Source organism: Cellulosilyticum sp. I15G10I2, from assembly GCF_900095725.1.
Classification (GTDB): domain Bacteria; phylum Bacillota; class Clostridia; order Lachnospirales; family Cellulosilyticaceae; genus FMMP01.
Window position 1 is genome coordinate 253,558 of record NZ_FMMP01000015.1, and the last position, 14,771, is coordinate 268,328.

The window sequence follows — 14,771 nt, forward strand, 5'->3', positions numbered from 1 at the left end:
ACTTCCGAATACTAAAATCTCTCTGCAAGACGATAAGTACCAAGAGCTCTTCCAAAGCTAAGAGAGAAAAGAAAAAGAAATAAGAAGAAAAAAGAGTATTTAATATAGAAGAAAGTTTTCAACTTAAATATCAAAACCTTTTAAATATCAAATACGCGGAATCTCATTCTGTGAAATATATGAAGCTAAGTAAAAACTAAATAGTGATTAATATAGAAGGAATTAAACATTGCAAGGCTCTGAGGAACAAAATATACCCTCTGAGTTCTGTGGGGAGCCTTGCAAATAAAATGAAGACGAAAAGGAGTTGAGATTATGAAAGGAATAGATCAAGGTACTGCACTTCAAGGTAACACGCTGTTAAAAGAAAGAGAAGATTTTATTTATTGTAAAGATGGATGTAAGACAGACACCTTGCGTTGTGATTCTGAGAGTGTATCTGGAGCTGTCAGTCAGAGAGCTTGTGTATACTGTGGAGCCCGTGTTGTACTTAATCCAATCACTGATGCCTTTCATATCGTTCATGGGCCAATAGGCTGTGCAAGTTATACTTGGGATATAAGAGGGAGTTTGACAAGTGGTGAGGATCTTTATAGGAATAGTTTTTCAACGGATTTGGAAGAACAAGATATTATTTTTGGAGGTGAAAAGAAGCTTGGGGCAGCCATTGATGAAGTGGTGGGAACCTATGCGCCAAAGGTAATATTTGTTTATGCAACATGTATAGTAGGTGTTATTGGAGATGATGTAAAGGCAGTCTGTAAGACGGCAGAAAACAAACATGGTATAAGAGTTATACCCGTTATGTCTCCTGGTTTTGCAGGGCATAAATCAGTAGGGTATAAGATGGCGTGTAACGCTATTATGGAGCTCATTGGTAGTGAAAAAGCAGAAAAAACAAAGGGTATTAATATATTAGGAGATTTTAATCTAGCTGGTGAAATGTGGATTATTAAAGATTATTTAAAGCAAATAGGGATTGATGTAGTCGCACAGATTACAGGGGATGCAAGCTGTGAGCAACTTCAAAAAGCAAAAAGCGCTGCCCTTAATATTGTTCAGTGTGCAGGCTCTATGACCTATCTTGCAAAACGTATGGAAGAAGAGATGGAGATCCCTTATGTTAAAGTAAGTTTCTTTGGAATAGAGGATACGACTACTTCGCTGATAAGAATAGCTGAAGCCCTTGGTGACGGGGAAGCTATCCAAAAAGCAGAAATGCTATGTAAAAATGAAAAAGATAAGTTGCAGGACTTTTTAAATAAATATAGAAAGAACTTGGAAGGAAAAAAAGCTGCGATCTATGTAGGTGGTGGATTTAAAGCGATTTCTCTTATTAAACAATTTAATGAAATAGGTATTGAGACAGTAGTTGTGGGAACGCAGACTGGTAAGAAAGATGATTATGAGATCATCGGGCAGCTTGTGAATGCTGGGACAGTCGTACTAGATGATGCTAACCCGGCGGAACTTGAAACATTTATGAAGCAAAAACAAGCAGATATCCTTGTGGGAGGGGTAAAGGAAAGACCTCTTGCCTATAAGCTTGGCATAGCTTTTTGTGATCACAATCATGAAAGGAAACACCCGTTAGCAGGCTTTATAGGTGTTGAAAATTTTATTAAGGAAATCAATTTAAGTATGAACAGTCCCGTTTGGGAATATATAAGGAGGGAGAGCCTATGAGTAAGCATCTAGTTAATTTGACAACTAATCCATGCAAGATGTGTATGCCGATGGGTGTGATTACTGCTTTTTATGGTATTAGCAAGTGTATGAGTATTCTTCATGGTTCACAAGGCTGCAGTACTTATATCAGGCGTCATATGGCAACCCACTATAATGAACCGGTAGATATAGCGTCATCTTCTCTTACAGAGCACGGTACTGTATACGGCGGAGAGAAAAATCTTATAAAAGGCATTGAAAATCTAATCACACTCTATAACCCGGAGGTCATAGGAGTTGCTACCACTTGCTTGGCTGAGACGATTGGAGAAGATATTTCACATATTATCAAAAATTTCTATGAGCAACATCCAGAAAGCAAAGTTAAACTCATTCCAGTACCATCCGGTGGGTATATGGGGACGCAATATGAAGGGTTCTTCAGAGGGCTTTACGGCATAGTTTCTCATATAGAGATGGATAAGGCGCCAAATGACAAGATCAATATTATAACTGGACCTCTAAGTCCAGCAGATACAAGATATTTAAAATCAGTACTTGAACAAATGGCAATAGACTATATTCTGCTGCCGGATTTATCACAGAATCTAGATGGCGGCCACTATGAAACTTATAATAGACTTCCAGAGGGAGGTACAACGCTAGAAGCTATATCTAAAATGGCAGGGGCAAAAGCAACACTTGAACTTAGTACTTTTATAGAAGAAAAGTATTCCCCGGGAAAATATTTAGCAGAAAACTATGGAGTAGCTTATAAAAAGCTTAATCTGCCAGTAGGTCTTAGGGATACTGATGCTTTTATTAAAGCTTTATCAGAAGTAAGCGGCACACCTATTCCGGACAGTATTAAAGAAGAAAGAGCAAGATATCTGGATGCGATGATTGATTCGCATAAATATAATGCAGAAGGCAGAGCTGTCGTATTTGGAGAACCAGACTTTGTATATGGGATCACTAAACTCTGCAGCGAAAATGGTATTATGCCGGTCGTAACGGCAGTGGGTACAAAATGTAAAATGCTTAAAGCAGTGCTTAAAGAAGAAATCGAAGATGTGGCAGACAGACTTTTTGTAAAAGAGTATATCACATTAGATGAAGCCGATTTTGAAACAATAGAAAGCTACGCGCTAAAGTTTAAAGCAAACATCATGATAGGGAGTTCTGATGGCAGAAGAATCGAAGAAAAGCATGGTATTAGTTTAGTAAGATGTGCTTTTCCCGTACATGATCGGATCGGCGGACAAAGAATCAGAATGCTTGGTTACGAAGGCGGACTCTCTTTACTGGATACCATCACAAATACTGTATTAAAAAGTAAAGAAGGCGGCTTTAGAAAAGAACTTTACAATAAGTACTACAAACCCAATATTGGAGAAGCGTCCCCAAAAGCTTCCCCAAAAGCTAAAGCCAGCAAGATTAGAGGACTGTCCCCAAGAACTAAGGTCAGCAAAATTGGAGGACTGTCCCCAAAAACTAAGACCAGCGAAATTGGAGAAACGTCCCCAGAACTTACGCTTGAGGATAAGAAGAAAACCCATCCTTGCTTTAGCTGTAGCAGTGCCCATAAATATGCAAGAATCCATTTGCCTATAGCACCAAAGTGTAATATTAGCTGCAACTATTGTGTGAGAAAGTTTGACTGTCCAAATGAAAGTAGACCAGGGGTTACTACACAGGTTTTAGAACCACAAGAGGCCTTAGAAAGATACATACAAGTGAAAAAAGATGTGCCGAACCTAACTGTTGTAGGGATAGCAGGTCCTGGAGATGCCTTAGCGAACTTTGATAAGACAAAAGAGACTCTAAGCCTCATTAAGCAATATGATAAGAACGTAACTTTTTGTTTATCAACCAATGGACTCATGCTTCCCATGTATGCCAGCGAACTTTTAGAACTTGGTGTAAGCCACGTAACCGTTACAATCAATGCCATCGATCCCAAAATAGGAGCGCAGATTTACAAGCGGATACGCTACTTGGGCACAACGTACACCGGCGTAGAAGCAGCCACCATTTTGATGGCAAATCAACTTTCAGGACTTAAATATTTAGCTTCAAGAGGGCTTGTCTGTAAGGTGAATATTGTTACATTAAAAGGGATTAACGATCATCATATAGAAGAAGTGGTTAAAAAGGTTAAAGAACTTGGTGCAACGATTACGAATATTATGCAGATGATACCTGTAGAGGGCAGTGTGTTTGAAAACATACCACTTGTAAGCAACAAAGAAATCACAGCACTTCGAGAAAAATGTGGCATTCATCTTGAACAGATGCTCCACTGTAAGCAGTGCAGGGCTGATGCTATAGGGATGCTAGATAAAGATATTTCTATGCATTATTCAGAACCCGAAAATAAAGAAGCGTTTAAAAAGTTAGAAACCACAATGAAACCTATTCGGTTTGCAATAGCTTCTAAGAGCGGGATGCTAATAGATGAACATTTTGGTCATGCAAAAACCTTCTATATTTATGATTATAAAGAGGGTAAGCCTGTTTATATAGAAAATAGAAATGTTAATAAGTATTGTGAGGGATCTGACGCTTGTGATGAAGAACAAGATAAAATAGAAAAGATTTTAAATACCATACAAGATTGTCAGGGGGTACTTACACTAAGGATTGGTCATGCGCCCGAGAAGAAGCTTATGGATAGAGGCATAAAAGTATTTAAAACGTATGACAGAATCGAAAAAGCAGTACAAGAAGCAGCACAACAACTATTATAAAAAAGGATAAAGGGAGTGAAGTCAAATGGTAACACCAAAATATCATTTATTTGTCTGTACAAGTTGCAGAATAAACGGGGTACAGAAAGGTTTTTGCTACGGAAAAGGTGCGGTTGATATTGTTCAGGCTTTTATGGAAGAAATTGATGATCGGGATCTATCCTCAGAGGTTATGATCACCAATACAGGATGTTTTGGAATCTGTGATAAAGGTCCTGTTGTAGTTGTTTATCCAGAAGGCACATGGTATGGCAATGTAACTGCTGACGATGTTGAAGAGATTGTTGAATCCCATTTAGAAGGCGGGAAAAAAGTAGAGCGGTTACTTATCTAAAAATTATAGGATAAGGGTGGGAATGGCATGTTCAAACTAATAGATCGAACACTTACAGCGATAAAGTTGGAAGAAGATTATCCAACAGGAGAAATGTTGGCGCGGATGTGCGAGTTGCTCCCAAGACTTGGAGTGGATTATATTGAGATTTCCGTGCCTGTACTTAGACTTATAGGGGAGTTGCCTATTGGGCCTAAATATATACTGAAAGTAGATACCCTAGAAGAGATGGAAAAATATAATACGTTTGAAATGTATGTGTCGAAATGCAAGGAGGATCTCAAGTCGGATAAAGTCATCCATGAGATACAAGTCAATGATGCAAGAGAAATTCCTATGCTTAATAGATATGAACATCTGAAAAATGTACGCATTACAGGTTTAGATGATCTGATGTGTACAGATTATATGGTAAGTCTTAAAAGGTTGAGAGAAATATTTACCCATCCCATTAGCCTATGTCCGCAAAATACTTATTATTGCGCGACAGCGCTTGCTTTAGAGTGGCTGCTAAGTGGCGGCAAAAGTATTGCAGTAAGTTTTGCCGGTATAGGCGGCTATGCGGTTTTAGAAGAAATTTTAATGGCCATAAAGGTGATTATGCATAAAAAGATAAATGTAGACCTAAGTATATTGCCGGAGGTAACACATCTTTATGAGACCATTACAAAGCGTAAGGTAAACTATAATAAGCCTATTTTAGGAGATAATATATTTTCTGTAGAAGCCGGTATACATGCAGATGGTATCTCAAAAAATCCTTTGACCTATGAGCCATATGACCCACAGAGCGTAGGGAAAGTAAGAAAGATCGTAGTTGGCAAACACTCAGGAGCCAGTGCTATTAGAATTAAGTTAAAGGAAAAGGGCGCGAAATTACCAGATCACCTTATAGAAGTTGTTTTAGAACAGGTGAAGAAAGAGAGCATCCTTAAAAAAAGAAGTCTGACAGACCAAGAATTTATTCGTATTGTAAAAGAGGTGGTGGCCAGTGAAAAGCAGAAAATATATAGTTGACACAACCCTTCGCGATGGGGAGCAAAGTGCGGGGATCGCCTTTAATACAAAAGATAAAGTGAGACTTGCAAGGCTTATGGATGATATTGGTATCTATCAAATAGAAGCAGGTATTCCAGCAATAGGTAAAGTAGAAAAAGAAGCGATACTAAAGATTATGGAAAATAAAAAGAATGCTGTGATCTCCGCGTGGAATAGGATGAATATATCGGATATCAAGCACTCCATGGAATGCAGTCCTGATGTGATTCATATTAGTGCACCAGTATCCTATGTTCAGATCTATTCAAAACTTCGCAAGAATAAACAATGGTTAAGACATAATCTAATAGACTGTGTAGAGTATGCATTAGGTAAAGGCTATAAAGTAACAGTAGGTTTTGAAGATGCCTCAAGAGCAGATATCTCTTTTATTATCAGTCTCGGGGTTATGCTTAAGGAACTTGGGGTTTCTTGTATAAGATATGCTGATACAGTAGGCGTGCTTACCCCGCATAATATTTCTGATATCACAAAGTCGATCATCCGCTATACAGATATGGATATTCAAATACATGTGCATAACGACTTTGGGATGGCCGTTGCTAATTCCTTAGAAGCTGCAAAGAATGGTGCAAAATATATAGATTGCACCTTTTTAGGCATTGGAGAACGAGCAGGCAACTGTGACTTTATTAAGTTCATTAAATCTAGTGAAAGTATTTTTGACTGTGGTATAGCTAAAAAGGTAGCGCTTGATGTTCAAAAAGAAGTCTATAGTATTATCAAAAATAAATAACACGTATTAAAAGTCCCTTTGTCTAAATAAATGAGAAAGGAAGCTCTTAATACGTGGAAAAGATTTACTCAATAGTTTTAAATTGACTTACGCGATCAGTCAACTGTTTAGCGACATTTCGATTTACAATAGCTAAAGCGTTAACTTCTTGGACAGAAGCTGTTTGTTCCTCGGTAGATGCAGATATCTGTTCACAGGTGGCTGAAAGATTATCAGTTAAAATCGATAGCACACCAATGGCATCCATTATAATGGCTTTGCTTTCACTTACTGCATCATTGACCACCACAACGGCATCCATAGCTTGTACCAGTTCTAAGACAGACTCTTGAATGCGACCAAAAATAGACAACGTATTGTGCAGAGTTTCCTTTTGTTGAGAAGTAACTTTGCTGATGGATAAAATATCTTTAGAAGCAACAGCTGTTTTAGCAGTAATTTCTTCTATAATAGTTTCAACCTGTTCTGTAGTCTGGTTAGTTTCATCAGCTAATTTTCGGATCTCCTCAGCAACAACAGCAAAGCCGCGGCCGGATTCGCCAGCCCTTGCAGCTTCAATAGAAGCATTGAGTGCTAATAGATTGGTCTGTTTTGAGATCGACCTGATGTGATCCATAAAGTTGCGCATATTATAGACGGTTTCTTCAACCTTTTTAATACCTGCGGAGACAGTGTCTGTACGTTCAATACTCTCATGGGTTACTTTTTCAAGAGCTGAAACGATTTCTTTTCCGTCTGCACTTAACTTATTAACTGATACCACTTGTGTGTTGGCACGCTTTATGCATTCTTGTCCTTGATCGACTTTATCGCCTAAGATTTCAACAGACTTAGCAACTTTTTCTGCTTCATGGGACTGATCTGTCGCCGAAACAGCTAATGCTTCAACCGCACGAGCGTTTTCTTCGATGGCTCTGGAGGTCTCCTGCATAATTTCTGAAAGTTGATCTGCACCATTTTCAACACGATTGGCATCGGTTCTTAATGCACAGATCAAGATACTGAGTTCTTGCCGCATAGCTTGTACAGATCTGGCTATAATGCCTAATTCGTCTTTTTGCCTAATCAGCGTAGCATCTTGATCAATAGAAAAATCACCGCCAGATATATCTGCTAATTGGCTGCTTAATATTTTAAGCGGCTTCAGAAGCAATCGGATTGCGAAGAGAACAATTAAAATACCAATGATACAGGTAACAGTGGTAACAATGATAGCTATGAAAGCATTGTTACGAAGGGAAGTATCCATTCGTTCTAAGGTGATTCCGATACAGATAGAACCCATAAGTTCATCCTCCTCATAATACGGGATCTGAACGTCATAAGCACGGATTCCAGCCTTAGGATCTTCCCAAAAAGCAGCACCCGGAATGCCGTTTTGGGTGGCATTTATAGTCACTTCATCAGTATAAGGCTCATCACTGATCATAGACTCTGTTCCAGCGTAAGCAAGACCTTCTTTGTTTAACATTATTGCGTACATAACATCTTCGTGTACTTCGATGTCTTTAAGTAAAGTGTTGGGATTAAAAGTTTTCTGAAGCTCTAAAATGGTAATGGCCTTAACACCTATTTGTACATAGTAACCCTTTTGAGTTAAGGCCATTCCACCGTACTTGTTCAGTTCACCGGAGATTAAATCACCACGGATAGCTTCCATATAAGTTTTTTGACTGTTGCTAAATACAGGGTCCATCGCATGCGGAACGGGGTACTCCCACCCAACATAGTCAACGACATCTGAAAATACGATTTTTCTATCCGGACCAATGACATAAATGCCACCATCCACTTTCAGCTTGGAGGCTAAGCTTATTAATTTCTCATTGGACATTTCATCAATATTTAAAAGATCGATAGCTTCACAGGCTTGAATGATCCGTTCGGCCATTAAATCATCCAGTACTTTTTCGAATTCTTTAGAGGTTTTCAGTTTATTGTCTACGGACTGTGCTAAGGTGAATCCAAGAGTCTTCATTTCTTCAGTAAGCAAAACTGCTGTTGAATTAAGGTTTTGATATGTAAGAAACGAACTTGTAACAACAACTAGTACAAAAACCATAAGCATAAGTTTGGTTTGAAATTTTAACCGCATAATGATCCTCTCCTATAATTAATAGTAGTGATAATATGCTTTTAATTATAGCATTTTTAGGGCTATATTTCTACAAAAAATAACAATAAATAAAAAAATGTAGAAAAATTTAGAAAATAGTATTTTGTTGACTAAGCAACCAACAACATATGAACATTATTAAGACTTAAAATGTATAACATACACTATTTAGCCTAAATAACCGAACGAAATTTTGATATTGACAATCAATGTACGGTAAAATATAATTAGGTTAAGCATTTTTACGCTATGAACTCGAATTAAATAAATGCTAGTCTTACCCTTAAACATAGAAGATAAGGCTTTTTCATTTATTAAAATAAGCAGCAAAGTATAACGCATCTACTCATCTTAACAGATGGTTAAAATATAAAAAAAATATACTTATATGGAGGGTTTTATGAAAAAGTCATTATTAAAATTTAGCGCATTACTTATGGCGGGGATGTTAGTTTTATCAGGTTGTGGCAGCACCACTAAAGATGAAGCAGCAAAACCAGCTGAAACCAATAATACAGCAGAAGCACCAAAAGCAGCAGAGACTGATGCAGCTACGGCGGTAAAAGTAGGATTTATTTATGTAGGACCAACAGGAGATGGGGGCTGGAGTTATGCCCATGACCAAGGTAGATTATATCTTGAAGAACAATTAGGTGTAGAAACTATTATTAAAGAATCTGTACCAGAATCACAAGAAGTTGAAGCAGTAGCAGCAAGTATGATTGATCAAGGCTGTAATGTGATTTTTGCAACATCATTTGGTTATATGGACTATCTAGAAAAAATGTCAAAAGAATATCCAGATGTTAAGTTTTTCCACTGTTCAGGGTATAAAACAACAGAAAATATGACAGCTTACTTTGGTAGAGTTTATCAAGCGCGTTATCTTTCTGGTATTGTAGCTGGTATGAAAACTGAAACAAATAAAATTGGCTATGTAGCAGCTTTTCCAATTCCAGAAGTTATAAGAGGTATTAATGCCTTTACACTTGGCGCACAATCAGTTAATCCTGATGTTAAAGTTCAGGTGACATGGACAAATACATGGTATGATCCTGCCAAAGAAAAAGATGCAGCGATTGCACTTTTAGACAGCGGCGCAGATGTAATTGCACAACATCAAGATACAGCAGGTCCACAACAAGCAGCAGAAGAAAGAGGCGTATGGGCAGTAGGTTATAACTCAGATATGTCTATGTTTGCACCAAAAGCGAATCTTACAAGTGCAGTGTGGAACTGGGGTCCTTATTATGTAGAAGCCGTACAATCAGTAATTGATGGCACTTATCAATCAGAATCATACTGGCATGGACTTGAAGCAGGTATTGTAGACATATCACCACTTACTGAGAATGCACCAGCAGGGGCGCAGGAAAAAGTAGATGCTGCTAAGGCTGCAATTTTAGACGGTTCATTAAATCCTTTTGCAGGACCTATTAAAGATCAAACAGGTGCTGTTAAAGTAGAAGAAGGAAATGCAATGACAGATGAAGAAATGCTTTCATTTGATTGGTTTGTTGCAGGCGTAGAAGGCGAAATAAAATAATAACTAGGGGAGCCCATTTATGAGAGAGTCAGTAATGGTAGAATTAAAGCAAATAACAAAAACCTTTGGAACTGTCCTTGCTAATGAAGATGTTGATCTTATAGTTCAAAAAGGAGAAATACATGCACTCCTCGGAGAAAATGGCGCAGGTAAAAGCACCCTTGTGAACATGCTATCAGGAATTTATAGTCCTGATAGCGGTTCTATTTTTATAAGAGGGCAGCAAATGAATTTTAGTTCTCCGCGGGAATCTATAGCCTGTGGTATTGGCATGGTGCATCAGCATTTTAAATTAGTAGATAGATTAACAGCCAAAGAAAACATTATAGCAGGCAATAAAGGAAAAATCTTTACATCAGGCAAAGAGATCGAAAAGGAAATTATGGCGCTTTGTGAAAGATATGATCTAAGCGTAGAACTTTCAAAAAGAGTGCAAGATATGTCTGTTGGAGAAAAACAGATGTTAGAAATCATAAAGGTTCTCTATAGAGGTGCAGATATTCTCATACTTGATGAACCTACGGCAGTTCTTATTCCACAAGAAGTTGAAAGACTGTTTAATATTATTAGAAGAATGAAAAAAGAAGGCTGTGCTGTTATTATTATCACACATAAGCTCGGTGAAGTTATGGCACTGTGCGATAAAGTAACTGTACTTAGAAAAGGTAAAAACGCAGCCACTGTAGATATTGCGGGGACAAATCCTAAACATCTTACAGAACTGATGGTAGGCGGTAGTGTAGATCTTGCAATACAAAGAACGGAATCAGAAAATAAAAAACCAATTTATGAGATAAATAATGTTACTGTAACCAATAAAGAAGGGGTAAAAGCCCTAAAAGATATAAGTTTTACAATGTATACATCAGAAATCCTTGGGGTTGCTGCAGTGGCTGGAAGTGGTCAAAAAGAACTGTGTGAAGCTTTATTTGGTCTCTTGAAATTAAGTCAAGGGGAGCTCGTTTTTAAGGGCGAAAATATTACAGGCAAAACGCCAAGAGAAATTTATAAAAAAGGTATTAGTATGAGTTCTGTACCAGAAGACAGACTTGGAATGGGACTAGTAGGCAGCATGGATATCGTAGATAATCTGCTGTTAAAGGAGTACTATACCCAAAAAGGATTATTTATTACCAGAAAACCTCTAAGAGAAAAGGCAAGAGAATTAGTTAAGAGGCTGCAAGTGAGTACGCCAGGTATTCATCATCCAGTCAAACAGCTCTCAGGAGGCAATATTCAAAAAGTATTATTAGGCAGAGAAATTTATTTAGACCCAGATGTTCTGATTACTTCTTATCCAGTAAGAGGACTTGACATTGGGGCTACTTATCAAATATATGATTTGTTAAATGAACAAAAAGCAAAAGGTGTATCCGTATTATTTGTAGGAGAAGACTTAGATGTACTTCTTAATTTAAGTGACCGTATACTTGTCCTATGTGATGGTAAAATAACAGGACTCGTAGATGCAAAAGATACGACTAAAGAAGAAATAGGTATGATGATGGCCGGGCATACTTTGGCAGATGTTAAAGATAAAGGAGGCGCAAATGGTGAGAGTAAGAGTTGTTAAGGCAAAAGAAAGCAGCAGAAATAAAAAAATTCTTATTCAAACGATGGCGATTATAGCAGCTCTTTTGATTACAGGTATTTTTATACTTACCATAGGGCATAATCCGATAAATGTTTATCGTTCAATGATAGAAGGCTCTTTTGGCAGTGCGTATAGAATGAAGGAAACTATTATTAAAGCAGTACCCCTTCTTATTACAGCATTAGGGATAGCTGTAGCTTTTAGAATGAAGTTCTGGAATATAGGCGCAGAAGGACAAATTACTATGGGTGCCTTTGGAGCAGCTTTTATTGCCCTTAACTTCGGGGATTTACCTAAACCTATTATGCTGATTACTATGGTGCTTGCAGCAATAATCTGCGGAGGCATATGGGCATTTATCCCAGGCTACCTTAAGGCAAAGTGGAGTACTAATGAATCGATTGTTACACTGATGATGAACTATATTGCTATAAAGTGGGTTGTTTATCTGCAGTATGGACCTTGGAAAGACAAGGCGTCATTAGGATTTCCCAAGATAGCTAATTTTCCTGATGCAGCTATTTTACCTAAAGTCTTTGGGGTGCATATCGGGTGGATTATTGCACTGATCTTAGTAGTCGTTATTCATATCTTTATTCATTACACTAAAAAAGGTTATGAAATTGTAGTATTTGGAGAAAGTGAAAATACAGCAAGATATGCGGGGATGGATATTAAAAAGATTATACTTCTTGCAACTTTTCTAAGCGGTGGGATTGCAGGATGGGTAGGGATGATTCAATCCTCAGCAGTGAGTAATACACTTAATATGCAAATAGCAGGCGGTGTTGGCTACACGGCTATCATTGTTGCCTGGTTATCAGGACTTAGTGCGCCTTGGATGGTCGTAGTATCACTTCTTTTTGCGGCACTTACACAAGGTGGTTCATATATTCAAACAGCTTTTCAGATTCCACAGTCTGCATCAGATATTATCCAGGCACTTATTTTGTTCTGTGTACTTGGAAGTCAATTTTTCTTACAGTATAAAGTAGTGTTTGATCAAACTGTAAAAGCGAAGAAGGAAGATCAGCAAGGAGGCAAAGTGCATGGAAATTAGTCTGTTTTTATCCGCAGCAGTTATAGCAGGAACGCCTTTGTTATTTGCGACACTCGGAGGCATTTTAAATGAAAAAGTAGGTAATCTTAACCTAGGGGTAGAGGGGATGATGCTCATGGGTGCTATTGCCGGTTTTATGGTTGGTTTTACGACGAATAATGCACTGCTTGCACTGCTAGGTGCCGGTATGGTAGGCGCTTTAGGCGCACTTATATATGCTGTTTTAACAGTATCCTTGCATGCCAATCAAGTTGTTACAGGATTGTCCCTTACTATATTTGGTACTGGATTTTCTGGATTTTTAGGTCAGAAGATGGTTGGGCAAATTATTTCTGATAAGTTAAAATCAAGTTTATCACCTATTCGTATTCCTGTTCTTAGTGAGATTCCAATGATAGGAGAGGCGCTTTTTAATCAAAGTCCTTTTGTTTACTTTGGGTTTGTCAGTGCACTTTTGATATTTATCTACTTTATCTTTACAAGCTGGGGACTGAATGCACGCATGGTAGGCGAAAATCCAGCAGCAGCAGATGCAGCGGGGATCAATGTAAACTTATATAAGTATATACACGTTTTAGCAGGAGGCGCTTTTTGCGGACTAGGTGGAGCTTTCTTATCTTTAGTCTATGTTCCAGCGTGGCAAGAAGGCATTACAGCAGGAAGAGGCTGGATTGCGGTAGCACTTGTTATTTTTGCAGGGTGGAATCCACTAAAAGCTATTTTGGGAGGCTTTTTATTTGGAGGTTTAGATATTTTAGGTTTTAGACTGCAAGGCGCAGGGATGAATGTAAATCAATTTTTCCTGGATATGGTTCCTTACATTGTTACAATTGTGGTTCTAGTGATCGCGGGTATTAAGAAAAACAGTTTGAATGCCCCGCCAAAGGGTCTGGGAATTGCTTATTTTAGAGAAGAAAGATAATTTGCGCCAAGCAGAAAGGAACAGAAGCGATGCAATTATTACAAGATAAGATTAGGAGCGATGGAACAGTAAAGCCAGGTGGCGTACTGAAGGTAGACAGCTTTTTAAACCATCAGATTGATATTCCGCTTTACAATGAAATGGGTAAAGAATTCGCAAGGCTATTTAAGGATCAAGGAGTCACTAAAATCCTTACAATAGAGGCCTCAGGCATAGGGATTGCCTGTATAGCAGCACAATACTTTAATGTACCCGTTGTCTTTGCAAAAAAAGTTCAGTCTAAAAACTTAGATGGCGATATTTATACAAGTCAGGTACATTCATTTACTCACGGCAAAGAGTATACTATAAGAGTTTCTAAAAAGTTTATCAGTGAAGAAGATAAAGTACTTATAATAGATGATTTCTTAGCTAATGGCAAAGCATTAATAGGTCTTATAGATATCCTAGATCAAGCAAATGCCACTTTAGTTGGCGCAGGTATTGCGATAGAAAAAGGATTTCAAGAGGGCGGAAAAGCTTTAAGAGATAAAGGGATTAACATTCAGTCTTTGGCTATTATTAAGGAGATGGATGAAGAGCGGATTGTGTTTGAGGATTAGGTGAGTTAAATGTTTCGGTGACGTCCGCAAGGAGGGCAGGATAGCTATCTTTTTCCGCTCCGTCACATGTATCCAAGTCGCGTCTAAAGATACTATCCTGCCCCCCTTGCTCCTCTTCGAGGAGTTATGATTTATGAAAAATATATTTAGATTTTAACTAGTTACCCGTCAACAATGACATCTGTTTCTTCGTCATTGGTGACGGGATATTTATTATGCATACAAATAAAAAGACAGAAATAAACCAGTTTAGGCAAATTGATATGCTCCCCTTATAGTAGACAGTAAAAATAATAAAACTGTTTACTGTAAGGAGGAGCATATTTTTATGGGACAAAAAAGTAATTTTTCGGCAGAACAGAAACTAAAGTACGTTCTTAGATG

Annotated in this window: 11 protein-coding genes; 10 read left to right on the top strand and 1 reads right to left on the bottom strand. The window is 37.9% G+C overall.

Translation table 11 applies throughout. The features are described from left to right. Positions 1 to 315: 315 nt before the first annotated feature. From nifE to BN3326_RS15415, 5 genes are read left to right on the top strand one after another with little or no spacing between them, the layout of a single operon-like run. Complete coding sequence (nifE, locus tag BN3326_RS15395; RefSeq protein WP_070000136.1) at positions 316 to 1,686, top strand: nitrogenase iron-molybdenum cofactor biosynthesis protein NifE; 1,371 nt, start codon at positions 316 to 318, stop codon at positions 1,684 to 1,686. Further along, positions 1,683 to 4,418, top strand: a complete 2,736-nt coding sequence (gene nifB, locus BN3326_RS15400) for a nitrogenase cofactor biosynthesis protein NifB (RefSeq protein WP_070000137.1) — start codon at positions 1,683 to 1,685, stop codon at positions 4,416 to 4,418. The genes nifE and nifB overlap by 4 nt, the downstream gene beginning before the upstream one ends. A 25-nt stretch (positions 4,419 to 4,443) precedes the next feature. After that, a complete protein-coding gene (locus tag BN3326_RS15405) occupies positions 4,444 to 4,752 on the top strand; it encodes a 2Fe-2S ferredoxin (protein ID WP_070000138.1) in 309 nt (102 codons plus the stop codon). A gap of 27 nt (positions 4,753 to 4,779) precedes the next feature. Then, complete coding sequence (locus BN3326_RS15410) at positions 4,780 to 5,769, top strand: homocitrate synthase/isopropylmalate synthase family protein (protein ID WP_070000139.1); 990 nt, start codon at positions 4,780 to 4,782, stop codon at positions 5,767 to 5,769. Then, a complete protein-coding gene (locus BN3326_RS15415) occupies positions 5,744 to 6,547 on the top strand; it encodes a beta/alpha barrel domain-containing protein (RefSeq protein ID WP_070000140.1) in 804 nt (267 codons plus the stop codon). The genes BN3326_RS15410 and BN3326_RS15415 overlap by 26 nt, the downstream gene beginning before the upstream one ends. Before the next feature lie 64 nt (positions 6,548 to 6,611). Here BN3326_RS15415 and BN3326_RS15420 read toward each other — a convergent pair whose 3' ends face one another. After that, positions 6,612 to 8,642: a methyl-accepting chemotaxis protein gene (locus BN3326_RS15420; protein WP_070000141.1), complete on the bottom strand. Its 2,031-nt coding sequence runs from the start codon at positions 8,640 to 8,642 to the stop codon at positions 6,612 to 6,614. A 421-nt stretch (positions 8,643 to 9,063) separates the two neighbouring features. Between BN3326_RS15420 and BN3326_RS15425 the strand changes: the two genes are divergently transcribed. The 5 genes from BN3326_RS15425 to BN3326_RS15445 are packed head-to-tail and all read left to right on the top strand — an operon-like array spanning position 9,064 to position 14,387. Further along, positions 9,064 to 10,209 carry a BMP family ABC transporter substrate-binding protein gene (locus tag BN3326_RS15425; RefSeq protein ID WP_070000142.1) on the top strand — a complete coding sequence of 382 codons (1,146 nt, stop codon included), beginning with the start codon at positions 9,064 to 9,066 and terminating at the stop codon, positions 10,207 to 10,209. A gap of 19 nt (positions 10,210 to 10,228) precedes the next feature. Next, entirely contained in the window at positions 10,229 to 11,782 is a 1,554-nt protein-coding gene (locus BN3326_RS15430) for an ABC transporter ATP-binding protein (protein ID WP_070000143.1), read from the top strand. Further along, positions 11,760 to 12,863, top strand: a complete 1,104-nt coding sequence (locus BN3326_RS15435) for an ABC transporter permease (protein WP_171903845.1) — start codon at positions 11,760 to 11,762, stop codon at positions 12,861 to 12,863. The genes BN3326_RS15430 and BN3326_RS15435 overlap by 23 nt, the downstream gene beginning before the upstream one ends. Then, complete coding sequence (locus tag BN3326_RS15440) at positions 12,853 to 13,785, top strand: ABC transporter permease (protein ID WP_070000144.1); 933 nt, start codon at positions 12,853 to 12,855, stop codon at positions 13,783 to 13,785. The genes BN3326_RS15435 and BN3326_RS15440 overlap by 11 nt, the downstream gene beginning before the upstream one ends. A gap of 29 nt (positions 13,786 to 13,814) precedes the next feature. Continuing rightward, the gene (locus tag BN3326_RS15445) at positions 13,815 to 14,387 is read left to right on the top strand and encodes a xanthine phosphoribosyltransferase (protein WP_070000145.1); all 573 of its coding nucleotides are present in this window, start codon (positions 13,815 to 13,817) and stop codon (positions 14,385 to 14,387) included. The last annotated feature ends 384 nt before the right edge of the window (positions 14,388 to 14,771 follow it).